A 23,658-nucleotide genomic window follows, 5' to 3' on the forward strand; every position below is an offset into this window, starting at 1 on the left:
TCATGTCAGTGATTCAGGAAGTGCGCGGCTACGAAATTCTCGACTCGCGCGGCAATCCCACCGTGGCGGCACAAGTGCTGCTGGCGGACGGCAGCGAAGGATTCGCAGCAGCGCCGTCGGGCGCGTCCACCGGCTCGCGCGAAGCCATCGAGCTACGCGATGGCGACCGTCATCGCTACGCCGGCAAAGGTGTGCGCAAGGCCGTCGGTCATATCAACGTCGAAATCGCACGCACGCTGGCCGGCATGCGTGCCGCGGACCAGGCAGCGATCGACGAATGCCTGATCCGCCTTGACGGCACTCCGGACAAGTCGCGCCTGGGTGCCAACGCGTTGCTGGCGGTATCGCTGGCTACCGCGCGCGCCGCGGCCGCATCGGCGGACGTGCCGCTCTATCGCTCAATCGGCGGCCAGGGTGGCGACAACGAGATGCGGCTGCCCATGCCGATGATGAATATCGTCAATGGCGGCGCGCACGCCGACAACAGCATCGACATGCAGGAATTCATGATCCTGCCGGTAGGCGCGCCGTCGTTCGCGGAAGCGGTGCGCTGGGGCGCGGAAGTTTTCCACACGCTCAAGGCACTACTCAAGCAACGTGGCTTCTCCACCGCCGTCGGCGACGAAGGTGGCTTTGCGCCCGACCTGAAGTCCAACGAGCAGGCGCTGGAAGTCATCATGCAGGCCATCGACGCCGCCGGCTTCTACGCAGGCCGCGATATCGCACTGGGCCTGGACGTGGCCAGCTCCGAGTTCTATCGCGATGGTAGGTACGTGCTGCATTCCGAAAGCCGCAGCTATGACGCAACGGGCTTTATCGACCTGCTGGCGGGCTGGGTATCGCAATACCCGATCGTCACGATCGAGGACGGCATGGCCGAAGGCGACTGGCAGGGGTGGAAGCTCCTGACCGAGCGCCTGGGCAGCCAGGTGCAACTGGTGGGCGACGATCTGTTCGTGACCAACACCGCGATCCTCAAGGAAGGCATCAACTGCGGCGTCGCCAACGCCATCCTGATCAAGCCGAACCAGATCGGCACGCTGACCGAGACGCTGGCCGCCATCGACATGGCCCGTCAGGCCGGCTATGCGTCGGTGATGTCGCACCGTTCGGGCGAGACCGAGGACACCACGATTGCCGACCTCAGCGTCTGCACGGCGGCCACGCAGATCAAGACCGGTTCGCTGTCGCGCTCCGACCGCGTGGCCAAGTACAACCGCCTGCTCCGCATCGAGGCGGAACTCGGCTGCGCGGCCACGTTCGCGGGCCGCGCCGAGTTCTCCGTATCGGTCTAGCCATTCACGTCACGCATTTCCCAACCACTACAACCAGAGGAGACAAACATGCGTACCTTCCACACTCCATCGATCCGCCGGCTCTGCGGCCTGTCGATCTTCGCCATTGCGCTCGGCGGCGCATCGTCAGCCTTCGCTCAGGAATGGCCAGCCAAGCCGATCAGTCTGGTGGTGCCGTTTCCGTCGGGCGGCACCACCGATATCCTGGCGCGCGCGCTGGGCGATCAGTTGTCGAAGAACCTCGGTCAACCGGTGATCGTCGAGAATCGCCCCGGCGCGGGCGCCACCGTGGGCGCCGACTATGTGGCCAAGGCCAAGCCCGATGGCTACACGCTGCTGATGGGTGCCGTGCATCATACGATTGCCACCAGCGTCTATCGCAAGCTGCCATACAGCTTCCAGAAGGACCTGGTGCCGGTCTCCACACTCGCGATGGTGCCTAACGTCCTGGTCATCAACAGCGCGAAGACACCGGCGAAGAACGTGGCGGAGCTGGTGACGCTGGCCAAGAAGGCTTCGCCGGAACTGTCGTATGGCTCGAACGGGAATGGCACCGCGCAACACCTGATCGGCACGCAATTCCAGGCGGCCACCGGCACCCAGTTGCTGCATGTGCCGTACAAGGGCAGCGGCCCGCTGACCACGGACCTGCTGGGCGGGCAAGTGACGATGTCCTTCGACACGTTGACGACGGTGCTGCCGCATATCAAGGCAGGCAAACTCAAGGCACTGGCCGTCACCACGGCAAAGCGCTCCAGCGTGTTGCCCGAGGTGCCCACGATGGAAGAAGCCGGACTGAAAGGCTTCGATATCGGCACCTGGTTTGGCGTGCTCGCGCCGGCCGCCACGCCAAAGCCCGTGGTCACGCGCCTCAATGCCGAGATCGTCAGGATCGTGAATTCGCCGGACTTCCAGCAACGCATGATCGCGGCCGGTGCCGAGCCAATGGCAAGCACGCCCGAAGCGTTCGCCAAACGCATTCACGACGAGACCGGCAAGTTCGCCGTGCTGGTGAAAGAAGGCAAGGTGACGATCGAGTAACCGCAAGACGCACCCGCTGCGGGGTTTTCCCGCACTGTCCCGTCAAGCAAAATAGTTGTCCCGGATAGTCAAACCGTAAGCCGTCATTACCCGATACTTCGCTCGTCGCGGCCCCGCCCATTGCGGGGTCGAGTCATCGAGGAGATGGTTTGATGTCCGGGGTTCCCTTCACGCAACCTATTACCGCCACCGCAGGCAATGCGCGTCGTTCGCGCCTGTATCCGTGGCTGGTTTTTGCATTGAGTTTTGGCCTGCTGCTGTCCGACTACATGTCGCGCCAGGTGCTCAATGCGCTGTTTCCGCTGCTGAAGGCGGAATGGTCGCTCAGCGACGCCAGCCTGGGCGCGCTCGGTGGCGTTGTCGCGCTGATGGTCGGCCTGCTTACGGTGCCGCTGTCGATCCTGGCGGACCGCTGGGGCCGCGTGCGCAGCCTGACGCTGATGGCCGTGCTGTGGAGCGTGGCCACCCTCGGTTGCGCCCTCGCCAATTCCTACGGTGCAATGCTGGCGGCGCGGCTGTGCGTCGGCATCGGCGAAGCCGCCTACGGCAGCGTTGGCATCGCCCTGGTGCTATCGGTGTTTCCGCGCCATATGCGTGCCGGCCTGAGCGCCGCGTTCATCGCAGGCGGCGCCTTTGGTTCCGTGCTCGGCATGGCACTCGGCGGCGTGATTTCCGCGCACTTCGGCTGGCGTTTCGCGTTTGCCGGCATGGCGCTGTTCGGGCTGGTCATGGTCGGCTTCTACCGGCTGGTCGTTACCGAATCGCGCCTGAAGGCGCACCGCCAGTCGATCGGTGAAGCGGCCGGCGCGGCCGCGCACCAACCCATGATGTCGCTGCGGGAGCTGGGCCGCGCACTGTTCGCTTCACGTTCGCTCCTGTGCGCCTATGTTGGCAGCGCGCTGCAACTGCTGGTCATGGGATCGCTGCTGTCCTGGATGCCGAGCTACCTGGGCCGCTACTACAACATGAGCACACAGCACGCCGGCCTGGGCGCCGCATGCTTCGTGCTGGCTGGCGGCGCCGGGATGATCCTCTGCGGCGCGCTGACCGACCGCGTGGCCCGTACCGCACCGGCACGCAAGTGGCTGATGGCGGTGACGTACAGCCTGCTCTGCTTTGCGCTGCTGGGCACCGCGTTCCATCTGCAGCCTGGCGTCGCCCAACTGGCGCTGATTGCTGGCGGCATGCTGCTGGCCGGCGGCAGCGCCGGCCCCGCCAGCGCCGCTGTGGCCAATCTGACCGACCCGAGCATCCATGCCAGTGCCTTTGCCACGCTGACGCTGGCGAACAACCTGCTGGGCCTGGCACCCGGGCCGTTCATCACCGGCCTGCTGGCCGATCACATCGGGCTGGCCGGCGCACTGCAGTGGCTGCCTCTGACCGGACTGTTTGCCGCCTTCTGCTTTATCGCGGGGCGCCGCACCTATGCCGCGGACCTGCAACGGCTGGCGCAAAAGCGCCCGGCTCAGTAAGGCGCATCACGTCACCCCAATTTCCGCAAGAGCGATACACGATGTACCTGTCCCCAGAAACCACCTTGCTGCTGGTGCCCGGCCTGCGCGATCACGTTGCAGAGCACTGGCAAACCCTGTTGCAGGCCGAGTTGCAGACAACGCAGCAAAAGGTCGCTTCGGTCGCGCCGCTCGAACACGACAAGCTCAGCTGCGCGGCGCGCATGGACGCACTCGACAAGGCACTGGCCGAGATCGATGGCCCCGTGATGCTGGCCGCGCATAGCGCGGGCGTCATGATCACCGTGCATTGGGCACGTCACCTGTTTCACAAGGTACCGCACGGCAAGATCCGTGGCGCGCTGCTGGCCACACCGGCCGATCTCGAAACACCGATGCCGGCCGGCTACCCCGATCGCGCCACGCTCGAAGTACGTGGCTGGCTGCCGGTCCCGCGAGAGCCGCTGCCCTTCCCGACGATCCTGGCCGCCAGCCGCAACGATCCGCTCGCTACGTTCGAGCGTGCGGCCGAGATGGCATGCGACTGGGGCAGCGATCTCGTCGACCTGGGCAAGGTCGGCCATCTGAATCCTGCCGCGGGCTATGGCCAGTGGCCGCGCGCGAAAGAACTGCTCGCGCAACTGCAGCGCCGCTAAAGCGCCTGCCAACCATTCAGCAGTTCACGTAGTACCCATTCCGACGGGAAAACCCCCACAACACAAGACAAAGCGAGGAGATCGTTTCATGAAGCTCAAGGGCATGGCCACGGCCGCATTGCTTACCTGCGCGGGCAGCGCATTCGCGCAGACAAGCGTCACGCTGTACGGCGTTGCGGATATCAACGTGGAATACGTCAATCATGTTGGCAATGTTCCGACCGCGGCCAACGGATTCAACCCCGGCCCGGCCAACAACGTGTATCGCATGGATTCCGGCGGCCTGGCAGGTTCGCGTTGGGGCCTGCGCGGCACCGAGGATCTGGGTGCCGGCACCAAGGCCGTGTTCGTGCTCGAAAGCGGCTTCGGCCTCGACAACGGCACGCTGCAGCAAAGCGGCCGCCTGTTCGGCCGCCAGGCATTCATCGGCCTGTCCAAAAACGGCATCGGGCAGATCAGCCTGGGCCGCCAGTACACGTCGATGTTCGAGGCACTGGCGAACTTCTCGCCCACGGCCTACGCGACGCAATACGAACCCGTGGTGCTGCAGTCCGGCGCAAACTTCCGCGAAGACAACACGATCAAGTATTCGGGCCAGTTCGGTCCCGTGACAGCGCTGGCGCACTGGTCGTTCGGTACCGGCCTGGCCTTGCCGCCGTCCGTGGGCTTTCCCACGCCGATCGGCGGCAACGGCGAAGTGCCGGGCGCGTTCCGACGCGACACCGCGTACGGCGCGGCAGTGGCGTATGCGAGCGGCCCGTTTGGCGTGACCGTCGGCTACGACCAGTGGAACCCGACCATCGGCACCAGCAGCGGCACGATGCGCAAGGCCGTGGTCGGCGCCAGCTATACGATCAGCAGCGTCGCGAAGATCATGGGCGGCTATCGCTGGGGACAAAACAAGAACGCGGCCGGCACCATCATTCAACGTGACGACTTCTACTGGATCGGCGCCAACTACCAGGTGACGCCGTCGGTGGGCCTGACGCTCGCATACAACTACGACGACATGAAGAACCTGTTCGGCACCAACGCGCCGAACCCGTGGCAGATTGCTTTCGTGGCCAACTATACGTTCTCCAAGCGCACGGACGTCTACCTGTCCACCGCCTACGCCAAGAACGCCGCGCTGATGCTCGAATCGCTGGGCACCTTCTACGCGAACAGCCTGTCGCTGGGTAATAGCTACGCGCTGGCCAACGGCCAGAGCAACATGCTCGGCGTGGCCATCGGCATTCGCCACAAGTTCTGATCGTCCCGATCATGTAGGGAATCGGTGCGGCCGGCCGGATCATATTCACCCCGCCCGTAACCGGCTGTATCGATGCTTCGTTCGGCCACACCGGCGCTTAAGCGCCGGTGTGGCCTTTTTTATTGTTCTTCGCCGATCTGCGGATTGGCTGAAAGTTTCTGAACGACCCTTGGCGGTTCGCCAGATTTCCGCAAAGCGGTCATTCACAGCGCCTCCGGTCTAAGGCAGGGGAAACGCCTGACGGCCTTCGCTGCTTACGAAGAGAGCGGATTCATCTCGGCGTCGAATCGTACTTTTCTTGCCAGAACGATATTTGATATCCCCAAAGATCATCGCCGTCTTCAGGCTGAAATAACTCCACGACACAAGGAGTTTTCGGAAATTGAGTCTTCAGTTTTACCGTATATATTTCTTGAAGAGTGGCGCCTAAAATTTGAATTTTGTCCCTCGAAATATCCTCGCATCCATAGTACTGAATATCAGCGATATGCAAGTGGTTCATCACCCTCTCGACGGCCTTCCTGTCGTAACCGTCTGCAGACTCGAATGATCTGAGAGAGTTTTCACAAAACCCATCGCGCAGAATATACCCATCGAACTCTACAAATTTCGGCCAAAAAATCGTTATGTAGCCAACTGCAAGAGAGAAGCTTCCGGAGCAATTGATCCAAGACTCAAGGTCAATGCCATTGCCGTTGTTCCACTTTTGCAGTTCGGTGGACATGCTGGATGGGATATCCATAGCCGTAGTGAAGTTGGTATGTGAACTTGTAGTGTCGTGCGGACGGAAGAAAACCTGACAGTAGTAGATCCGCTGCCTTACGCGGCTCGCAAGCCGATGCGACATCTATCGGCGTTGAAAAAGATCATCGCAATGTCTCCGTTGTGCAAACTCTCGGCGATCCTAAGCGCCTCGCAGTGCCAGAAATGTCCCATTTGGCTGGTGGAAGATGATCCCGTCCACTACGTGCTCTGAACTCAAGCGGAATTCGGCGCGATAGCCCGCGAGTTTGCCAAGTTCAAATGTTCTTCCATCGAAGGGCACCAGCCGATGAATCTGTTGCTTCCCGATTTTCAGCGTCAAACTGCCTGTTGCATCCAGGGTGACATGTATTTCCTGGGATCCATGCGAATAGGCCCCGGCACAGCGAGCGCGAAAGCTTGGGTCCATGACGTCGCCGGCGGGCGAGCGACTAAAGACAATATCGGCGACCATAGGCTCCAGCGGAGCGGAAATCTTGTCGATAGCGCCTTCACGGTTGTATCCGAACGTCAACGGTAACTCGTCGGGATGAATCTCCGACGGCTTGCGCAGCGTCATGAATACATCGTAGTGGTAGTGCTGAAGTAGGCCCGACATGCCCCGCCATTGCCACGTCAAGGCGTCTCCTTCATGAGCGATCATCATGCGTCCATAAGCAGGGTAATCGTACGCGCCGGCATATTCATGGAGAGAGTGGCTGGGCCGTGTTCCGGCACGGTGGCTCTTACCGCTTGCGGCTTTGTCGATGCTTCGCTGTGCAACGATCTTACGGCGCATTTCGCTCAAGCGGCCAAGCCAGTCAATCGGTTCTTTGCCGCACAGCCTGTCGAGCGCGGCATATGTCAACAATTCAGTCACTGGGGTTGGCGAATGATTGGTCAAGACGGCAACGGCGACACGGCGTTCGGGCAGCATAGTCATCAACGTCCCCCAGCCCACCCAAGATCCGGAGTGCGAGACCTTTCGTTCGCCACGATAGTGCTCCGTCGCCAAGCCCAGGCCATAGTGAATTTCACCGATCTCCTCAAACTCCGAGCGACCAGCATGCACGCGTGGCGCGGACATCTGCCGGACGATATCCGTTGATAGAAGCTGCTTGCCGTTGACCGCCCCGTTGTGCAATAGAAAGCGCATCCACCGCGCGAGATCTGAAACAGAGGCGTTCAAACCGCCGGCGGGAAGAGCGCGTATTGGCGTCAAACTGGCTCGCAGGACTTGCTCTTGCTTCTCGATATGGGGGTGCGCATGGTCAGGCGTATCGGCGAGCGCTTCGATGGACAGGCTGAAATTCTGGAAGCCCAATGGCTGCAACAGGCGCTCCATCAGGAACGTATCCCAGGACACGCCTGCGATGCGTTCCGCGATGTGTCCGGCCAGGAGGTAGGCCAGATTCTGGTACTGATAGGTGTCGCGGAGATCGTGACTTGGCTCCAAATGCCGGAGGACAGCCAGAATCTCGGCTGTGGAAAGATCGCCTGGCGAGTGGATCCAGTCGTGCCGAGGAAGGCCGCTATGGTGGCAAAGCAGGTCGCGTACGGTCACGCGTTCCGTCGCCACTGGATCGTACAGGCGGAACTCCGGAAGGTACTCGCGCACCGGCCGTGTCCAATCGAGCTTTCCATCGTCCACCAGGAGTCCCAGCCCGGCAGCCGTGAAGGACTTTGTAATCGAGCACAGCAGGAACTGAGTATCGGTGGTCACCGGCAATCGCGAATCGACGTCGCGAACGCCATAGCCCTTTATCAGGATAGTCTCCTGATCCTTGATCACGGCAAGCGCGAGGCCCGGCAATTGCCATTCAGCCATTGACGCTTCGACAAGGTCATCGAAGTCTTCCAGCATATGGAGAGTTCCTCTCTGTGCTCGGAGTAGACGTCAAATGTAGCAAACGTGTTGTATAAATCGGCGGCTTTGACGTGGGGTGTCGCCGTTTAGTTACAGGAAGAGGGAGCTAGGCCGCGCCCGGACCCAAATAGGCCAATCTTGTAGTCGTGCACCCCTTCTTCCGTTCGCGGTAGGCAGTCGCTCGCGTGCTGCGCCCCACCACCGGGGGATGCCGCTAGCTCGAGCCGACCCTTAGTATCGCCCGAGACAATAAATAGATACCGGAGGGTCAGATGAAGGCGGTGCTCGGGCTGGTACTTCTTTTCGCCATTGCCATTGTTGTCCTATCGATGCTGAAGGGAGGTGGCGCGGGCGGAAGCTCAGCGAGGACTTTTCGTTTTGCCCGCCGAGACCCATTCTTACGCCAAGATGAGATCCAGCTCTACGAACGTTTGACGGCTGCCCTAATAGACACGCACATCTTTCCGCAGGTGGCAATGTCAGCGTTCGTACAGCACAAGGGCAGGTCTCAGGCAGCCAGGAATGTTTTCGCGCAGAAGTATGTTGACTATCTTGTGTGTGAGCGCAAGACGATGCGACCGCTTTATGTCATCGAGCTCGACGGTGCCTCGCACGATAGCGCGAAAGCACAGAAGCGGGATAGACAGAAGAATGATGTTCTCGCATCAGCCGGCATCCCGATCATGCGCTACACGTCTAAGAACGTTGACCTGCAGACCATTCTCCGCGACTACGAGAGTGTTGTGCCAGCGCAGCCCGCGGCCGCGGCTGGCTCGTCAGGAGGCAATAGCGGATCAGCGCAGCGGGCTAAGCAGGTGCCCGTTTAATGAAACTTCCCATGCCGCGATATCTGAGCGTTGTGATGTTGCTCATGGCCGCGAGTGCTACAGGCCAGAGCATCTATCAATGCCGGAGTGCCAAGGGGCACGTTACCTTGCAGGATGGCCCTTGTCAGAGCGATGCAAAGACTGAAGTAGTGAGCAAATCTATTGGCCAGAAAAATACCGAGTATCGGGCAGAAGTGTCATCCGTCTTCGATCCCAAAGGGCAAGCGCGGCTCACGTCCAGCATTATCTGTCCATCGCTTCGCCAGTCTTATCGAATCGCGGTTACCAACTTCGGAGCAAGCGCTGTTAAGTCAAAATCCTGCACAGATCGAACAAGCGTCGGAGGCTGCGCGGCGAGCCGGTACACAGGTATCGAAGTACCGGTGTGAGTAAGACTTCACTGAGTCCGCGAGACTCGACGTGCTTGCGGTAGTTTTCCACGGCTTTCGCGGCATCAAACCCCCGCATCGCGCATATCGGCCTGCCTGGCGCGCCACTTCGACACGCTGCAGCCAAACTGCACGCCGAACCATCGCGAGAACGCGCTGAGCGACGAAAACCCCAGCAGCGTGGCCACTTCCGACAGCGGCCGTGCGCGATTTTCGATATAGCGCGTGGCCAGTCCGGCGCGGGCTTCATTGACGATATCCGAATAGGTAGTGCCTTCCTGCTCAAGCCAGCGATGCACGGTGCGGCGGTCCACGCCCAACTGCTGCGCCACCCGATCCACGGAACACATGCCGCTTGGCATCAGCGCGTGCACAAGCTTGCGCACCTTGTCGGCCATGCTCGTGTTCGATTGCGCCAGCAGCGTGCCCAGGTAGCGCTTGACCTGCTGCGCCATCACCGGATCGTACGATGGCAGCGGCGCTTCCAGGTCCTGCGCCACGCAGACGATGCCATCGAAATCCTGGTTGTAGAGCGCCGGTATACCGAATACGCGCAGGCAGGTGGCCTGGCTTTCCGGCGCCGTATGCGTGAAGCAGATGCTGCGCGGTCGCCATGCCGGCCCCAAAAACAGCGTGAGCATCCGATACATCACGCCCGCGGCCAGCTCCGTTGCCTGGCGCAATTTTCCCGGCACATCGCTAAGCAGCTGCAGGCGGATCAGGACCATGCCGTCGGCCTCTTCTACCCGCATGACCAGCGCCTCGTTCTGCAGGCTCATGTAGCGGACCATCGACTCCAGCGCACGCCGCAGCGTCGGCTCCTCGCGCACCACGAATGCCAGCGGGCCAAGATTCGAGAACTGCCGCAGCTCCGCCATGCGCAAGCCGAAATCGTCCACCTGCGCGGCAACGGCCGACGCTTCCAGCAGCTTGCCAACGAGCGCCGCCGGGATGCGGATATCGGGGTCCAGCAATGCATTCCGGCTGATCTTCGCGGCGCGCAGCATGTGATGCGGATCGAGCCCGAGGGCTCGCGCCACGTCCACGTAATTCGTAAGGCTCGCACTGCGCAGAAAGTAGGACATCGTGTTTTCCCTGACTGTCCCGAAATGTAAATCGAGCGTCCCCGATCGTCAAATTGCCGTGCGCCATTGACCGATACTTCGGAGCACTGGACACGCACCGACTAATGGAGACGACATGCAATTCCTGGACGATTCCCTGCACCCCGAAAACATGGACAAGGTGGTCATCACCGTGGCCCCATATGGCCCCGAGTGGATGCCCGAAGACTTCCCCGAAGATATCCCTGTCACGATGGAAGAACAGGTGCAGAAGGCGGTCGACTGCTACAACGCCGGCGCCACTGTGCTGCACCTGCACGTGCGCGAACTGGACGGCAAGGGCTCGAAGCGCCTGTCCAAGTTCAACGAACTGATTGCCGGCGTGCGCGAGGCCGTGCCCGACATGATCATCCAGGTAGGCGGCTCGATCTCGTTCGCGCCGGAAGACGAGGGCCAGGCCGCCGTGTGGCTGTCCGACGATACGCGCCACATGCTGGCCGATCTGACGCCGGCACCGGACCAGGTGACCGTGGCCATCAACACCACGCAGATGAACATCATGGAACTGCTGTACCCCGAGTATCTGGCGGGGACATCGCTGTCCAACCCGGCGTTCATCGAGGCGTACCGCGAAATGACCGTGCCGGCCGGCCCTGGCTGGGTGGAGGAGCACCTGCGCCGCCTGTCCGCCGCCGGTATCCAGCCGCACTTCCAGCTGACCGGCATCCACGCGCTGGAGACGCTCGAACGCATGGTGCGCGCCGGCGCGTACATGGGTCCGCTGAACCTGACGTGGATCGGCATCGGTGGCGGCTTTGACGGCCCCAACCCGTTCAACTTCTTCAACTTCATCCATCGCGCGCCGGACGGCTGCACGCTGACCGCCGAATCGCTGCTCAAGAACGTGCTGCCGTTCAACATGATGGCGATGGCGATGGGCCTGCATCCGCGCTGCGGCATCGAGGACACGATCATCGATCAGCACGGCAACCGCATGACGTCGGTGCAGCAGATCGAGCAGTGCGTGCGCGTGGCGCATGAACTGGGCCGCGAGATTGCCTCGGGCAAGGAAGCGCGCGACATCTATCGCATCGGCACGTGGTACGACAGCGTCGACGAAACGCTGGCCGCGCACGGCATGCTGCCGAACCGTCAGGCCGGCCAGAAAAACCTGCCGCTGCGCCGCGCGGCCTGACCCAAGGATCCGACGGCCCCGCCATGACCAGTCCCGCCACGCCCCGCCCGGCCAACCCCTGTATCAACATCTGCCGCATGGATGCCGCGCGCAGGTATTGCCAGGGATGCGGCAGAACCTCGACGGAAATCGGCCTGTGGGACGGCATGACCGACGCGCAACGCGCGTTCGTGCTGGAATCGCTGCCTGCGCGGCGCGGCCGCACGGCGGGTCCGGCCGGCACCCCCTGACGCTCACACATCCAGCCTGGTGACGCGCCGCACAGTGCATGCGGCGCGCGCCATCCGTTTCAACCGGGTCCGCCGATTTCAACGCAACGACACTTTCCTCTACAGCCCACTGCGGGCGGGTCCGGTCTTTTTACATCCCACAAGACCTATGATGGAGACAAATATGAAAAAACACCGCGCCCTCCTTCGCATGCGCCGCGCCACTGTTGCGGCCATCCTGACGCTGCTGATGCCCGTGGCGATGGCCTGGAGCAACAAGCCCGTGCGCGTGCTGGTGCCGGCCCCCGCGGGCGGCACGATGGACGTCATGGCCCGCTTGCTGGCCGAACAACTGGCGACCGATCTGGGCCAGCCCGTGGTGGTCGACAACAAGCCGGGCGGTGGCGGGGCCATCGCCATCAACACGATGCTGGCGGCACCCGCCGACGGCCAGACCATCATGGTCACGGCCACCAACGTATTGACTGAAGTACCGCAGGTCCAGAAGACGCCATACGACACGATGAAGGACATCCGCCCACTGGCGGCAGTGGGCCGCTCGCGCATGGTGCTGGTCGGCGCACCGAACCTGCCGGCCAAGGATCTGAAGAGCCTGATCACGTACGCCAAGGCCAACCCGGGCAAGCTCAGCTTTGCGTCGTATAGCGCGGGCACGGCGTCGCACTACGCCGGCGCGATCATGAACCAGGAAGCCGGCATGGACCTGCAGCACGTTCCGTTCGCCGGTTCCGGTCCCGCGCTGGCCCAGGTCATGGGTGGCCAGATTCCGCTCATGTACGACGGCATGGTCACTTCGCTGCCGATGATTCGCGCGGGCAAGCTGCAGCCATATGCCGTGGCGTCGAAGAACCGCTCGCCGCTGCTGCCCCAGGTGCCGACATTCGCCGAGCAGGGCTATCCCGATATCGACTTCAGCAACTGGGTGGGCGTTATCGCCTCTGCCCAGGTGCCGGCCGACGTGGCGCAAAAGATCCAGAGCGCGGTCTACAAGGCCGCCGCCAATCCGAAGGTGCGTGAGCGCCTGGAGTCACTGGGCTATGAGCCGATGGCGGCGCAGTCGCTGCAGGACCTGAACCAGTCACTGCATGCCGAATTCGATCGCAACGCCGGCATCGTCAAGACGTTCCACATCAAGCCTTAATTCCCCCGCAACGCCGCCCACGGTGCATCGCCATTGCGGGCGGCAGCCTCCTGATCTATAGTTAGCTGTATGGCTAACCATTCCACCACGGTGAGCGACGTATTCCACGCGCTCGCCGATCCCACCCGATGCGCCATTGTCTGCGCGCTGGTCAGCGGCGCGCAGACGGTGTCCGCCCTGGCGGCGCCATTCGACATGGCACTGCCGTCCTTCATGAAACACGTGACCGTGCTGGAACGCAGCGGCCTGATCCGCACCAGCAAGGTGGGACGCACACGCACCTGCGAGCTGGTACCGGCCACGCTGTCGCAGGCCGAGCAGTGGCTGGCCGAGCAACGGGCCATGTGGGAAGCCAGATCCGACCGCATGGTCGCGTTCGTCGAGCAACTACATCAGGAGGAGCAGGCTCATGCAGGAAAACGCCGCTGATTCGAACGATCTGGTCATTTCCCGTGCGCTGCGCGCACCGCGGTCCGCACTGTGGCGTGCGTGGTCGGAGCCGGATCTGCTCAAGCAATGGTGGTGCCCCAAGCCGTGGACCACACAGGTGCGCGCCTTCGACCTGCAACCGGGCGGCGCCTTCCATACCTTCATGCAAGGGCCGGATGGCGGTACCAGCGATAACCCCGGATGCTTTCTCGAAGTCGTGCCCCAGTCGCGTCTGGCGTTCACGTCGATGCTGACGGGCGGCTGGCGCCCGCACAAACCGTGGCTCGGATTCACCGCGATCATCACGATGGCCGACGAAGGCGATGGCAGCCGCTACATCGCGCGCGTGATGCATCCCGACGAAGCCACGCGCGACCAGCACGAAAAGCTCGGCTTCTTCGAGGGCTGGAACACCGCCATCACGCAGCTCGAAACGTTCGCGGCCACGCTACGCTGAGCGGTCGATACGTTCAGCGGCCAGGGCACCGACGAATCGCGTGCACGCGCTGCGGGCCATCACAACGGCAGCAGCGCGGTACGCGCGGCCGCCAATACCTCGCGGCTCAACCCTTCAAGCAGACCGGATGCCGCGCGCGCATGTTGCCAGTGCAGCGGCACGTCCAGCGGCGCATCCGGCACTAGCTCGACGAGGGTGCCCGCCCGGAGATGGCCTTCGATCATCGACTGCGGATGCATTCCCCAGCCCATGCCAGCCAGCGCCGCGATGACAAACGCATACGACGATGGCAGCGTGTGCCGGGGCAGTTGCACATGCCGATGGCACACCCGGCTGGCCCAGCGCGTCTGTAGCTCGTCCTTGGCGTTGAACACGAGGCTTGGGGCATTCGCCAGGCTGCCCGCACCCACGCCATCGGAAAAATAGCGATCCACGAACGCCGGGCTGGCCGCCGCCACATAGCGCATGGCACCCAGCGGCCGGCTGTTGCAGCCCGTGGCTGGCCGCGCCGTGGCGGTCACGGCAGCCAGCACCGCTCCGCTGCGCAACCATTCGCTCGTGTGGTCCTGGTCGTCCACCGCCACTTCCATCAATACCGAATGTCCGGCTGCGAACGTGGCAATCGGCTGGGCCAGCCAGGTGGCCAGGCTGTCGGCATTCACCGCCACGGGAAGCGGCACGCGGGTGTCGCCCCGAGGCGCCAACGCGGGCAGCGCGCCCTGCAGTTCCTGCTCCAGCAGCCGCACGTGGTCGACGTGCTGGCAGAGCCGCCGGCCCGTCTCGGTGGGCCGGCACGGGTTCTCGCGGATCACCAGCGCACAGCCCACGCGCTCTTCGAGCATGCGGATGCGCTGTGAAATGGCCGACGGTGTGACGTGGAGCATCCGGGCAGCCCGCTCGAAGCTGCCTTCGCGCACGACGGCCGCCAACGCGGCAAGCGCGGCGTAGTCCAGCATGATTAAGCTCAGCTAATGTTGGTGAAGATTGTTTAGTTTGTCTTCATACGCGCCGGCTGGCAAGCTGCGTGCCATGAACGCATTTGCCACGCTGCCCGCCAGCATGTCTCCCGGTTTCTCCGTCCTGCTCCAGGGTCTGGCCCTGAGCCTCGGCCTGATTGTCGCTATCGGCGCACAGAACGCATTCGTGCTGCGCCAGGGATTACGGCGCGAGCATGTTGGCAGCGTGGTGCTGCTATGCGCGTTGGCCGACGCCCTGCTGATCGCCGCGGGCGTCATGGGCATGGCAAAGGCCCTTGGCGATCGTCCTGCGCTGGCCGCCGCACTGGCACTGGCCGGTGCCGGATTCCTGGCGCACTACGGCTGGCAGGCGTGGCGCCGCGCGCGGCAACAGCACGCCTTGCAGGCCACCGAAAGCCGGGCCAGCACCACGCTTGGCGCGGTACTGGCCCAGGCCGTGGCCTTTACCCTGCTCAATCCGCATGTCTACCTCGACACCGTATTGCTGGTGGGCAGCATCGGCGCGCAGCATCCCGCTCCGATGCAACGCTGGTTCGTGACCGGCGCAAGCTTCGGCAGTCTGCTGTGGTTTTGCATGTTGGGATTTGGGGCCAGGTGGCTGGCGCCGTGGTTCGCCAGCCCGCGCGCCTGGCAGGTGCTGGACCGCCTGATTGGCGTGACCATGCTTGTGCTTGCCGCGCTGCTGGTGCGGCACGCCATTGGCGAGTTCCAGGGTCTGGCGTGGCTCTAGGTTCCGGCATTCCGCCGCGTTAACGCGGAATAAAGCGCAGAAAAAAGCGCAAAAAAGAAACGCAAAAAGGCCGCCCTCCGAGCCGTGGAGGGGCGGCCATCAATTTTCCCTTTCGCCTCAGGCTGCCTTCTTTTCCCGTAGCAGCTTCTTGTCGATCTTGCCGACGCTCGTCTTCGGAATCGCCGCGACGAATGCGATGCGATCCTGCTCAGGTACGGCGAACTTGCTCAGCCGTTGCGTTGCGACGTGGCCGAGCAGCACCGTGCGGATCTGCTGCGCATCGACCTCGACACCGGCCTTGCACACCACATAGGCCATCGGCCGTTCGCCCCAGCGCGCATCGGGCACGCCCACCACGGCGCATTCCGCCACGCCGGGCACCTGGGTCACGAGGTTCTCGATCTCGATCGACGACACCCACTCGCCCCCGGTCTTGATCACATCCTTGAGCCGGTCAACGATCTGCACAAAGCCGTTCTCGCCCATCACCGCCACGTCCTGCGTATGCAGATACCCGTCGGCCCACAGGTCCTCCGAAGCCGATGGTTTGCGGAAATACGACTTCGTCAGGTACGGCGCACGCAGCACGATCTCGCCCTGCGCCTTGCCGTCGTGGGGCACCTCGCGCATGTCCGTGCCGACGATGCGGAAGTCCACCAGCGGCACGGGGCGGCCGGTTGCGCAGCGCAGCGCCACTTCTTCCTCGCGGCTGACTGGCACATGACCCGGCGGAATCTGGGCCAGCGCGACGATGGGGCCGGTCTCCGACATGCCGTAACCCGCAAAGATGTCGATGCCGCGCGCCAGCGCCGCCTCGCACAGTACCGGCGGCAGCGCCGAGCCGCCGATGATCATCTTCCAGCCCCACAGGTCGTGCTCGCCGTCTCCGGCCGCCTGCAGCAGCATCTGCAGGATGGTCGGCACGCAGTGCGAGAACGTGACCTTTTCCGTCTTGCGCAATTGCAGCAGCTCGGCGGGCACATAGCGGCCCGGCAGCACCGTGCGCAGGCCGAGCATGATCGCCACATAAGGCATGCCCCAGGCCATCACGTGGAACATCGGCGTGATCGGCATGTACACGTCCTCTCGATGCATGCGCTGGCCTTCACGCGGCGCGCACAGGCTCGTGGCCGTGGTCAGCGTGTGCAGCACCACGTCCCGGTGGCTGTAGCAAACGCCCTTGGGATCGCCCGTGGTGCCCGTCGTGTAGAACGTGGTGGCCTTGGTGCGCTCGTCGAAATCCGGAAAGTCGAATTCGGACGAAGCAGTCTCCAGCAGCGACTCATACTCGCCGTCGAACGGTAGCGTGCCCGCTGAAACGTCCTGGCCGTCGGCCAGCAGCACAAAGCGCGGCTGACGCACCAGGCCGTCGCGGATCTGCTCCAGCACCGGCAGGAAGTCCGGATGCACGAGCACCACATCAGCACCCGCGTCGTTCAGCGTGTAGAGGATCTGCTGCGGCGACAGGCGGACATTCACCGTGAACAGCGTGGCACCCATCATCGGCACGCCGAAGTAGCACTCCAGATAGCGATGGCTGTCCCAGTCCATCACGGCCACGGTGGAACCGTGGCGCACGCCCAGCCCGCCGAGCGCGTTGGCGAGCTTGCCCAGACGCTGGTGGAAATCGCGATACGTATAGCGCATCTCGCCGCGATAGCTGATCTCCTGCTCGCCGTACAGGCACAGCGCGTTGGTCAGCAGCTGCTTCACCAGCAGCGGGTAGGCGTATGCCGAGGGGGTGGTAACGACGAGGTTGTCCTTCATGCCTGCTTTGTCCTTCATGTCCTGCGTGTTCTGCGTGTTATGCATCGGCATCAGTACGGCACGCTGCCGACGATGCCCGCGCGTTCCATCTTGCGATGGCACGGCGCGTAATCCATCACCGCGTAGTGCTGGGTCGCCGTGTTGTCCCAGATCGCCACGCTGTTCGGTTCCCAGCGCCAACGCACCTGGAACTCGGGGATATAGGCCTGCGACACCAAATATCGCAGCAGATCGCCCGCGCCGGGATTGGCGTCCTGGCCAAAGCGCACGCGCCCCGGCGTGTGGTAGTTGGTGAAGTGCGTGGTGAAGCCGTTCACGTACAGTACCTTCTCGCCGGTATCGGGATGCGTGCGCACCACCGGATGCTCGGCATCGGGAAACTGCGCCTTCAGCGCCAGCCGCTTTTCGATCGGCATGGCCGCGCCGAAGCTGGCCTCGATGCTGTGGCGTGCGCGCAGGTCCGCAATCTGTTCCTTGACCGTGTCGGGCAGCCGCTCATAGGCCAGCGCCATGTTGGCCCACATCGTGTCGCCGCCCACGGGCGGGCATTCGATACAGCGCAGCACGGCACCGAACTGCGGCGCCTCGCGCCACGTGGTATCCGAATGCCAGCAGTTCTCGTAGCGGTCGTTCGGCTGGTCGGGCGACTTGTAGATGCGCACCAGGCCAGGATGCTCGGGATCACTGCCGGCAACCGGGTGATCTTCCAGCTCGCCGAAGCGGCGCGCGAATGCCACGTGCTCGGCACGGCTGAACTCCTGGTTGCGCAGAAACAGCACGCGATGCTTGAGCAGCAGCATGCGCACCTCGCCGAACAGGTCGTCGCTGCGCACGGCGTCGGCAAGCTTCACGCCCACCAGCTCGGCGCCCAGGGCGCAGCTCAGTTGTTGGACTTTCATGAGTGCCTCCTCAGATGACAAAGATCGACGAGCCGGTCGTCTTGCGCGACTCCAGGTCGCGATGGGCCTGTACCGCGTCTTCCAGCGCGTAACGCTGGTTGATCTCGATGCGGATGCGGCCGGCGCCCACGTGATCGAACAATTCGCCGGCAAGCTCGGCCTTCTCGGCGGGGTCCGCGATGTAGTCGGCCAGCGCCGGGCGCGTCACGTAGAGCGAGCCCTTCATCGCCAGCAGCACCGGATCGAACGGCGGGATCGGACCCGACGCCGTGCCTACGCAGACCAGCAGGCCGCGACGCTTGAGCGAATCGAGCGACGCCATGAAGGTGTTCTTGCCCACGCTATCGAATACCACCGTCGCACCAACGCCTTCGGTAATCTCGCGCACGCGGGCCGCCACGTCCTCATGGCTGTAGTTGATGATGTGCTGGCAACCGTGCGCGCGGGCGATCTCGCCTTTCTCCTCGGTCGATACTGTGCCGATCACGTTCAGGCCCAGCAGCCGTGCCCATTGCGACACAATCAGCCCAACCCCACCCGCCGCCGCGTGCAGCAGGATCGTGTCGCCCTTCTTGAACGCATGGATGCGGCGCATCAGGTAAGCCGACGTCAGACCACGCATGGTCATGGCCGCGGCCGTCTCGAAGCCGATGCTCTCGGGCAGACGGATCAGCGGCGCGGCAGGCACCAGCCGCTCGGTGCTATAGGCGCCCAGCGTGTTCACAAAGCCCGTGTACGTCACGCGATCGCCCACCACCACGTTGGTCACGCCCGCCCCCACGGCCTGCACCACACCCGACGCCTCGACGCCCATGCCAGCGGGCAGCGGCACCGGATACGTGCCATTGCGGAAGTACGTGTCGGCATAGTTCAAGCCAACCGCCACGTGGCGGATGCGGACCTGACCGGGTCCCGGATCGCCCACTTCGGCGTCTTCATAACGAAGCACCTCGGGTCCACCGGTTTCATACATACGCACTGCCTTTGCCATGAGGATCGTTCTCCAGATTCGGTTGGCCGCACGACCTGCGCCGCCATGACATCAATCTAGAAGCCCGGAGCCCCAGACGCTTTGCACGGCCAGCCCGCCACTTTGCATTTCATGCCACAGGCACCTATCATCGGCGGCAAAGATGCGTCGCCGGCCCTTCATGTGACGCACGAAAAACAACATCGGGAGACAACCTTGAAAACGCTGGTGCGCGCTGCGGCGCTAACCAATTTCTTCGACGTGGCGCGCGATCTCGGCCTCAATGCCGTGCCGCTGCTGCGCACGGCACGCCTGAGCCAAGCGCTGCTGAGCGACCCCGAGCAGCGGATTCCCGTCGAAGCCTGTGCTGCCCTACTGGAGGCCGCCGCCCAGGCCGCCGGGTGCCCGACCTTCGGGTTGCGCATGGCGGAGTCGCGGCAGTTGTCGGACTTCGGCGTCATGAGCCTGCTGATCAGCCAGCAGGCCACTTTGCGCGACGCGCTCGACACCATCATCCGATACCGTCACCTGGTAAACGAGTCGGTGGCCATCCTGCTGGAGACCTCCGGCAAGGTCGTCATGATCCGGCAGGAAGTAGTGCTCGATGCGCCATCACGCCAAGCCACGGAGCTTGCCATTGGCGTGGTCTTCCGGCTCTGCCGCGCATTGCTGGGGCCGCAGTGGCATCCGCTGAGCGTCAATTTCACGCACGCCGCGCCACCGGACCAGCAGGTGCACCGCCGGCTGTTTGGCTGTCCGCTCGAATTCGGCAGCGAGTTCAATGGCATCGTGTGCCTTGCGGAAGACCTCGCGGCGCCGAACCCGACCGGGAACGCCGCGATGGCGCGGCATGCCCAGCGGGTCGTCGACACGCTGCCGCGCGTCAACGATGCGTCGATTGGCCACGAGGTACGTAGCGCCCTCTACCTGATGCTGCCGATGGGGCGCGCCACGAGCGAGGCCGTGGCGCAGGGACTGGGACTAAGCCTTCGCACCATGCAGCGCCAGCTCGACGCCTCTGGCGAGACGTTCACCGACATCGTCAACAACGTACGGCGCGATCTTGCGCAGCGCTACGTCGCCAATCCCGATTACTCGTTGCTGCGTGTCTCCGAACTGCTGGGCTATGGATCAGCGGCGTCTTTCACACGCTGGTTCTCGGCGCAGTTTGGCGAAGCGCCGATCGCCTGGCGCCGACGCCACGCCCGGCGGCACTGACCCTCGCTTGGCTGGCCCTTGCGGCACTGGCGCTCGGCGCCTAGGCTGGGAATACATCACTCACGCGGAGCCTGCATGCCGAACACCTTGAAACCGGCCCATTGCCTGATCTCCATCGCCGGCCTGATCGCCCTCGTCCTGAGCGCGACGGCGCAGCCACAGTCCACCCAGAGCTCGGGCGCGGCAGCCATCTCCAAAGCCGTGCGAGAGGGAAGCAATCCATACCGTCCGCCCGCGGCGCCAACCGCGAACCCGGAAGAGGCCAAGCGCGCCCGGTGCGAAGCGCTGCTGCAGGAACTCAGTGGCACGTCAAAGCAGCGTGCCGTGACGTCCCCCGGCACCGCCACGCAAAGCGCGCAAGGGCGTGCCATTCCCAAGCTGGAGCGTGACGATACGCGCAAGCAGATCGAGGAAACCTACCGCGCCAACTGCACCTGAGCTACGGTTCCGGCTGCCGCAGCCGGGCCATATTGCTCTTGACCACATCGAGCACGGCCGCTGTCATCAGGGCCGTGGACAATCCGAACATCAGGATGCCTTGTGCCGATTCGATCGGACCCAGCATGCGCCAGCGCTCGGACATGACGATGTCGCCGTAGCCCAGCGTGGCGAAGTTCACCGCCGAGTGATAGAGTGCCGCACCAAAGGTCTTGAATTCCCCCAGCACCACGAACAGCGCGGCCCACAGCATCATCTGCATGAAATTGCACAGCAATGTCAGCAGCATCACGCCCGTCAGCAACAGCACATCGATCCAGAGCGGCTCATGCCCCTGCCAGCGATTCTTGAAGCCGGCGTAGCGGCGCAGGCACAGCGCCACGGCCGCGCATTGCAGCAGCAGACACAGCAACATCACCGGCGCAGCCACCAGCAGATGCCATTGCATGGCTCTCTCCCTTCGTTCAAGCGGCCACCGCCGCGCGCGGGCGATCCAGCAGCGCGATCATCAGCCATGCATACAGCGATACGCCGATGAACAGTCCCATGCGCACCATGAACGCCTGGTAGACATCCTTTCCCGCCGCGCTGTCCGCCACCGATTGGCCCAGCAGGATGATCATCGTCACCAGGCTGTTCAACCAGAATCCCGGTGACAGTACCCCCGGCGTCAAGCGGAACAGACGTCGCGCGACCAGCAGGCCGAACAGCGCCATCCAGAGAAAGAACATCCAGAGATGGACGAACAGGCCTAGCGCCAGCCAGCATGCGATGGCAAGCAACCCGCCCATCAGCGTGGAGCCGACGAGTTCCAGCGCTGCACCACGCGCCGTGGTGCAGCTCTGCCGCCCCAGGCTTACGGCCTTCATGATGATGGGCATATACGCGGCGGGGTCCGACAGGGCCAGCAGGAATGGCGGCATCACCACCAGCGTGGCGCGCAGCGCGATGCGGTCGGCATCGCTGGCGGCGGCCTTCGGCGGGCGCGGCGCGGGTGGGCCATGCTCCGGAATCAGCTGGTAGCTGGCACCGAGTGCCAGCACCGCCAGCAGCAGGCCCTTCGTCAGCGCACCGATCACGGTCAGCGCAAGTGCGCCGCTGGACGTGCCCGCCGCGGCGATCAGCGTGACGCCAGCCACAACGAAAGTCGATACGAGACCGTTGCCGCCACGCAGGCCAAAGCGGAATGCCAGAAACAGGCACAGCCCCGCCATCAACACGCCGGCCAGCGGCGCATGGCGGAGGAACGGCACCAGCAGCAGTCCGCTGCCCGTTGCGAGCATCACCACCAGCGCCAGGCCCAGGCCCGCCTTGAAGGGCAGCGGCCGGTCCAGCGAGGCAAACAGGAAGACGGCCAGCACCGGGACCATGACCGGCACCGGCCACTCGCCGCCGAAACTGATGGCCAAGCAGGCCGCCGTGCCCAGTGCCAGCCGTAACGCGCGACGCGCCAGCACGCCGCGCATGGCCAATGCGGCATCGTTAGTAGACATAGGACATCCAGCTCATGACGCGCAGGAACGCACGGCCCAGCAGGTTCAGCGGATTGCCCTGCATGGGATACGCCATCACCTCCGCCTGCCCTCCCACGCGGATACCTCGCAGCGTGTCGAGCTGGCCGGGATCGATATCGACGATCACGGGAAAGCGCTGCGCGGGCCGCAGCCAGTCGCGGCCGTTCTGCACGGTCGGCAAGCCGCCCGGCGGCGCACTCTGCCCGGTGCTGACACCGTAGCCGATGCTGCGCACCTTGCCAGTCAGCACCGTGCCGGGCAGGACATCGAGCACGATCCCTACCGGCGTGCCCGGCGCGAGATGCCCCAGGTTGTTCTCGGTCATGTCGGCACTGATCCAGACATCGTGAATCGCGATCAGCGTCATGACAGGACTGCCCGCCGCCGCGTACAGGCCGGCCTCGGTGCGCAGGTCGGTAATCAGCCCGGCCGTGCGCGCGCGGATCTGCGCGTTGGCCAGATCCAGCTCGGCCTTATCCACGGCGGCAGCCGCGCTGCGCAGCTTGGCGTTGTTATCGTCGCTACCGCCCTGCTGCTCTCGCGCGCGCTCCACTTCCGCACGCGCCGCGGCCACCTGGCTCACGGCCTGGGTGTGCGTGGCGCGTGCCACCTCCAGTCGGCGTATCGATACCGTGCCCGGATCTTCACGATACAGCCGCTCCAGCCGCTCACTATCCTGCCGTGCCTTCAATTCGTTGGCCTGCGCGGCACGCAGCGACGCCTGCGCGGAATCGATGCCGGCGGTACTGGCTCCCACCTGGCGCCGCGTCGATTCCAGATCCGCCCGCGCACGGTCGAGCGCAATCTTGTAGTGCTGCGGATCGACGTCGAACAGCACGGCCCCTGCCGCCACATTCTGGTTGTTGTGGACGTAGACGCGCGTGACGCGGCCCGACACTTCGGACGCCACCGGAATCACGAATGCCTGCACGCGCGCCTGCTGAGTGTAGGGCGTCATGCGGTCCGCCAGCAGATACCAGGTCAGGCTCAGGACGATCAGTACAACCACCCAGCGGATGGCCTTGCGTGAAGGATCTTGCGCTGCGGGCGGGCTCTTCGTGCCGGCAGCAGCGGCCTCGCGGTTGCTACCTTCCGCGTCGTTCCTGGCGT

25 protein-coding genes are annotated in these 23,658 nt (G+C 63.8%); 15 read left to right on the plus strand and 10 right to left on the minus strand.

Annotated elements, in window-relative coordinates:
- Positions 1-2: 2 nt before the first annotated feature.
- The 5 genes from eno (at position 3) to AC3FLX_RS12865 (ending at position 5,695) form a co-directional block, all read left to right on the plus strand.
- Positions 3-1,295, plus strand: a complete 1,293-nt coding sequence (gene eno, locus AC3FLX_RS12845) for a phosphopyruvate hydratase (protein WP_488697010.1) — start codon at positions 3-5, stop codon at positions 1,293-1,295.
- A 48-nt stretch (positions 1,296-1,343) separates the two neighbouring features.
- Entirely contained in the window at positions 1,344-2,336 is a 993-nt protein-coding gene (locus AC3FLX_RS12850) for a Bug family tripartite tricarboxylate transporter substrate binding protein (RefSeq protein ID WP_488697011.1), read from the plus strand.
- A gap of 152 nt (positions 2,337-2,488) precedes the next feature.
- Complete coding sequence (locus AC3FLX_RS12855; protein ID WP_488697012.1) at positions 2,489-3,808, plus strand: MFS transporter; 1,320 nt, start codon at positions 2,489-2,491, stop codon at positions 3,806-3,808.
- A 41-nt stretch (positions 3,809-3,849) separates the two neighbouring features.
- A complete protein-coding gene (locus AC3FLX_RS12860; RefSeq protein WP_488697014.1) occupies positions 3,850-4,443 on the plus strand; it encodes an RBBP9/YdeN family alpha/beta hydrolase in 594 nt (197 codons plus the stop codon).
- Positions 4,444-4,531: 88 nt separating this feature from the next.
- A complete protein-coding gene (locus AC3FLX_RS12865) occupies positions 4,532-5,695 on the plus strand; it encodes a porin (RefSeq protein ID WP_488697015.1) in 1,164 nt (387 codons plus the stop codon).
- A gap of 271 nt (positions 5,696-5,966) precedes the next feature.
- On the opposite strand, the gene AC3FLX_RS12870 is transcribed toward AC3FLX_RS12865, so the two are convergent.
- Together AC3FLX_RS12870 and AC3FLX_RS12875 are read right to left on the minus strand one after the other, a co-directional pair.
- A complete protein-coding gene (locus tag AC3FLX_RS12870; RefSeq protein WP_488697017.1) occupies positions 5,967-6,419 on the minus strand; it encodes a hypothetical protein in 453 nt (150 codons plus the stop codon).
- A 180-nt stretch (positions 6,420-6,599) separates the two neighbouring features.
- Positions 6,600-8,300, minus strand: coding sequence for a serine hydrolase (locus AC3FLX_RS12875; RefSeq protein WP_488697019.1), 1,701 nt, complete (start codon positions 8,298-8,300; stop codon positions 6,600-6,602).
- A gap of 275 nt (positions 8,301-8,575) precedes the next feature.
- Between AC3FLX_RS12875 and AC3FLX_RS12880 the strand changes: the two genes are divergently transcribed.
- Positions 8,576-9,130 (plus strand): DUF2726 domain-containing protein, encoded by a 555-nt coding sequence (locus tag AC3FLX_RS12880; RefSeq protein ID WP_488697020.1) that lies wholly within the window; start codon positions 8,576-8,578, stop codon positions 9,128-9,130.
- 44 nt (positions 9,131-9,174) lie between these two features.
- Positions 9,175-9,519 (plus strand): DUF4124 domain-containing protein, encoded by a 345-nt coding sequence (locus AC3FLX_RS12885; RefSeq protein WP_488697347.1) that lies wholly within the window; start codon positions 9,175-9,177, stop codon positions 9,517-9,519.
- Positions 9,520-9,584: 65 nt separating this feature from the next.
- Here the strand turns inward: AC3FLX_RS12885 and AC3FLX_RS12890 are convergent, their stop codons facing one another.
- Positions 9,585-10,604 carry an AraC family transcriptional regulator gene (locus tag AC3FLX_RS12890; RefSeq protein WP_488697022.1) on the minus strand — a complete coding sequence of 340 codons (1,020 nt, stop codon included), beginning with the start codon at positions 10,602-10,604 and terminating at the stop codon, positions 9,585-9,587.
- 115 nt (positions 10,605-10,719) lie between these two features.
- Between AC3FLX_RS12890 and AC3FLX_RS12895 the strand changes: the two genes are divergently transcribed.
- From AC3FLX_RS12895 to AC3FLX_RS12915, 5 genes are all read left to right on the plus strand, one after another.
- Positions 10,720-11,778 (plus strand): beta-keto acid cleavage family enzyme, encoded by a 1,059-nt coding sequence (locus AC3FLX_RS12895; protein ID WP_488697024.1) that lies wholly within the window; start codon positions 10,720-10,722, stop codon positions 11,776-11,778.
- Between the two features lie 23 nt (positions 11,779-11,801).
- On the plus strand, positions 11,802-12,008 hold the full coding sequence (locus AC3FLX_RS12900) for a DUF1289 domain-containing protein (protein ID WP_488697026.1): 207 nt from the start codon (positions 11,802-11,804) through the stop codon (positions 12,006-12,008).
- 163 nt (positions 12,009-12,171) lie between these two features.
- Complete coding sequence (locus AC3FLX_RS12905) at positions 12,172-13,149, plus strand: tripartite tricarboxylate transporter substrate binding protein (RefSeq protein WP_488697028.1); 978 nt, start codon at positions 12,172-12,174, stop codon at positions 13,147-13,149.
- A gap of 69 nt (positions 13,150-13,218) precedes the next feature.
- Complete coding sequence (locus AC3FLX_RS12910) at positions 13,219-13,578, plus strand: ArsR/SmtB family transcription factor (protein WP_488697030.1); 360 nt, start codon at positions 13,219-13,221, stop codon at positions 13,576-13,578.
- Positions 13,559-14,035, plus strand: coding sequence for an SRPBCC family protein (locus tag AC3FLX_RS12915; protein WP_488697031.1), 477 nt, complete (start codon positions 13,559-13,561; stop codon positions 14,033-14,035). The genes AC3FLX_RS12910 and AC3FLX_RS12915 overlap by 20 nt, the downstream gene beginning before the upstream one ends.
- Before the next feature lie 59 nt (positions 14,036-14,094).
- On the opposite strand, the gene AC3FLX_RS12920 is transcribed toward AC3FLX_RS12915, so the two are convergent.
- Positions 14,095-14,991 (minus strand): LysR family transcriptional regulator ArgP, encoded by an 897-nt coding sequence (locus AC3FLX_RS12920; protein WP_488697033.1) that lies wholly within the window; start codon positions 14,989-14,991, stop codon positions 14,095-14,097.
- A 73-nt stretch (positions 14,992-15,064) separates the two neighbouring features.
- Between AC3FLX_RS12920 and AC3FLX_RS12925 the strand changes: the two genes are divergently transcribed.
- Complete coding sequence (locus AC3FLX_RS12925; RefSeq protein ID WP_488697035.1) at positions 15,065-15,742, plus strand: LysE/ArgO family amino acid transporter; 678 nt, start codon at positions 15,065-15,067, stop codon at positions 15,740-15,742.
- A gap of 117 nt (positions 15,743-15,859) precedes the next feature.
- Here the strand turns inward: AC3FLX_RS12925 and AC3FLX_RS12930 are convergent, their stop codons facing one another.
- From AC3FLX_RS12930 to AC3FLX_RS12940, 3 genes are read right to left on the minus strand one after another with little or no spacing between them, the layout of a single operon-like run.
- Entirely contained in the window at positions 15,860-17,509 is a 1,650-nt protein-coding gene (locus AC3FLX_RS12930; RefSeq protein ID WP_488697349.1) for a fatty acid--CoA ligase, read from the minus strand.
- Positions 17,510-17,559: 50 nt separating this feature from the next.
- Positions 17,560-18,408: a TauD/TfdA dioxygenase family protein gene (locus tag AC3FLX_RS12935; protein ID WP_488697037.1), complete on the minus strand. Its 849-nt coding sequence runs from the start codon at positions 18,406-18,408 to the stop codon at positions 17,560-17,562.
- Positions 18,409-18,418: 10 nt separating this feature from the next.
- Entirely contained in the window at positions 18,419-19,399 is a 981-nt protein-coding gene (locus AC3FLX_RS12940) for a quinone oxidoreductase family protein (protein WP_488697039.1), read from the minus strand.
- Positions 19,400-19,594: 195 nt separating this feature from the next.
- Here AC3FLX_RS12940 and AC3FLX_RS12945 point away from each other — a divergent pair, with 195 nt between their 5' ends.
- On the plus strand, positions 19,595-20,596 hold the full coding sequence (locus AC3FLX_RS12945) for an AraC family transcriptional regulator (RefSeq protein ID WP_488697041.1): 1,002 nt from the start codon (positions 19,595-19,597) through the stop codon (positions 20,594-20,596).
- A gap of 75 nt (positions 20,597-20,671) precedes the next feature.
- Positions 20,672-21,034: a hypothetical protein gene (locus tag AC3FLX_RS12950; protein WP_488697043.1), complete on the plus strand. Its 363-nt coding sequence runs from the start codon at positions 20,672-20,674 to the stop codon at positions 21,032-21,034.
- A gap of 1 nt (position 21,035) precedes the next feature.
- On the opposite strand, the gene AC3FLX_RS12955 is transcribed toward AC3FLX_RS12950, so the two are convergent.
- Genes AC3FLX_RS12955 through AC3FLX_RS12965 form a run of 3 tightly spaced genes read right to left on the minus strand, consistent with a single transcriptional unit; the run spans position 21,036 to position 23,566 of the window.
- Entirely contained in the window at positions 21,036-21,482 is a 447-nt protein-coding gene (locus tag AC3FLX_RS12955; RefSeq protein ID WP_488697045.1) for an ion channel, read from the minus strand.
- Between the two features lie 16 nt (positions 21,483-21,498).
- Entirely contained in the window at positions 21,499-22,527 is a 1,029-nt protein-coding gene (locus AC3FLX_RS12960) for a DUF2955 domain-containing protein (RefSeq protein ID WP_488697047.1), read from the minus strand.
- The gene (locus AC3FLX_RS12965) at positions 22,517-23,566 is read right to left on the minus strand and encodes an HlyD family secretion protein (RefSeq protein ID WP_488697351.1); all 1,050 of its coding nucleotides are present in this window, start codon (positions 23,564-23,566) and stop codon (positions 22,517-22,519) included. The genes AC3FLX_RS12960 and AC3FLX_RS12965 overlap by 11 nt, the downstream gene beginning before the upstream one ends.
- Positions 23,567-23,658 lie beyond the last annotated feature (92 nt).

This window comes from Cupriavidus sp. 291-E7 (assembly GCF_057798835.1).

Bases quoted from the DNA above. Each gene is read 5' to 3' on its own strand.
- eno (WP_488697010.1), top strand. From the start codon at position 3: ATGTCAGTGATTCAGGAAGTGCGCGGCTACGAAATTCTCGACTCGCGC.
- AC3FLX_RS12850 (WP_488697011.1), top strand. From the start codon at position 1,344: ATGCGTACCTTCCACACTCCATCGATCCGCCGGCTCTGCGGCCTGTCG.
- AC3FLX_RS12855 (WP_488697012.1), top strand. From the start codon at position 2,489: ATGTCCGGGGTTCCCTTCACGCAACCTATTACCGCCACCGCAGGCAAT.
- AC3FLX_RS12860 (WP_488697014.1), top strand. From the start codon at position 3,850: ATGTACCTGTCCCCAGAAACCACCTTGCTGCTGGTGCCCGGCCTGCGC.
- AC3FLX_RS12865 (WP_488697015.1), top strand. From the start codon at position 4,532: ATGAAGCTCAAGGGCATGGCCACGGCCGCATTGCTTACCTGCGCGGGC.
- AC3FLX_RS12870 (WP_488697017.1), bottom strand. From the start codon at position 6,419: ATGTCCACCGAACTGCAAAAGTGGAACAACGGCAATGGCATTGACCTT.
- AC3FLX_RS12875 (WP_488697019.1), bottom strand. From the start codon at position 8,300: ATGCTGGAAGACTTCGATGACCTTGTCGAAGCGTCAATGGCTGAATGG.
- AC3FLX_RS12880 (WP_488697020.1), top strand. From the start codon at position 8,576: ATGAAGGCGGTGCTCGGGCTGGTACTTCTTTTCGCCATTGCCATTGTT.
- AC3FLX_RS12885 (WP_488697347.1), top strand. From the start codon at position 9,175: ATGGCCGCGAGTGCTACAGGCCAGAGCATCTATCAATGCCGGAGTGCC.
- AC3FLX_RS12890 (WP_488697022.1), bottom strand. From the start codon at position 10,604: ATGTCCTACTTTCTGCGCAGTGCGAGCCTTACGAATTACGTGGACGTG.
- AC3FLX_RS12895 (WP_488697024.1), top strand. From the start codon at position 10,720: ATGCAATTCCTGGACGATTCCCTGCACCCCGAAAACATGGACAAGGTG.
- AC3FLX_RS12900 (WP_488697026.1), top strand. From the start codon at position 11,802: ATGACCAGTCCCGCCACGCCCCGCCCGGCCAACCCCTGTATCAACATC.
- AC3FLX_RS12905 (WP_488697028.1), top strand. From the start codon at position 12,172: ATGAAAAAACACCGCGCCCTCCTTCGCATGCGCCGCGCCACTGTTGCG.
- AC3FLX_RS12910 (WP_488697030.1), top strand. From the start codon at position 13,219: ATGGCTAACCATTCCACCACGGTGAGCGACGTATTCCACGCGCTCGCC.
- AC3FLX_RS12915 (WP_488697031.1), top strand. From the start codon at position 13,559: ATGCAGGAAAACGCCGCTGATTCGAACGATCTGGTCATTTCCCGTGCG.
- AC3FLX_RS12920 (WP_488697033.1), bottom strand. From the start codon at position 14,991: ATGCTGGACTACGCCGCGCTTGCCGCGTTGGCGGCCGTCGTGCGCGAA.
- AC3FLX_RS12925 (WP_488697035.1), top strand. From the start codon at position 15,065: ATGAACGCATTTGCCACGCTGCCCGCCAGCATGTCTCCCGGTTTCTCC.
- AC3FLX_RS12930 (WP_488697349.1), bottom strand. From the start codon at position 17,509: ATGAAGGACAACCTCGTCGTTACCACCCCCTCGGCATACGCCTACCCG.
- AC3FLX_RS12935 (WP_488697037.1), bottom strand. From the start codon at position 18,408: ATGAAAGTCCAACAACTGAGCTGCGCCCTGGGCGCCGAGCTGGTGGGC.
- AC3FLX_RS12940 (WP_488697039.1), bottom strand. From the start codon at position 19,399: ATGGCAAAGGCAGTGCGTATGTATGAAACCGGTGGACCCGAGGTGCTT.
- AC3FLX_RS12950 (WP_488697043.1), top strand. From the start codon at position 20,672: ATGCCGAACACCTTGAAACCGGCCCATTGCCTGATCTCCATCGCCGGC.
- AC3FLX_RS12955 (WP_488697045.1), bottom strand. From the start codon at position 21,482: ATGCAATGGCATCTGCTGGTGGCTGCGCCGGTGATGTTGCTGTGTCTG.
- AC3FLX_RS12960 (WP_488697047.1), bottom strand. From the start codon at position 22,527: ATGTCTACTAACGATGCCGCATTGGCCATGCGCGGCGTGCTGGCGCGT.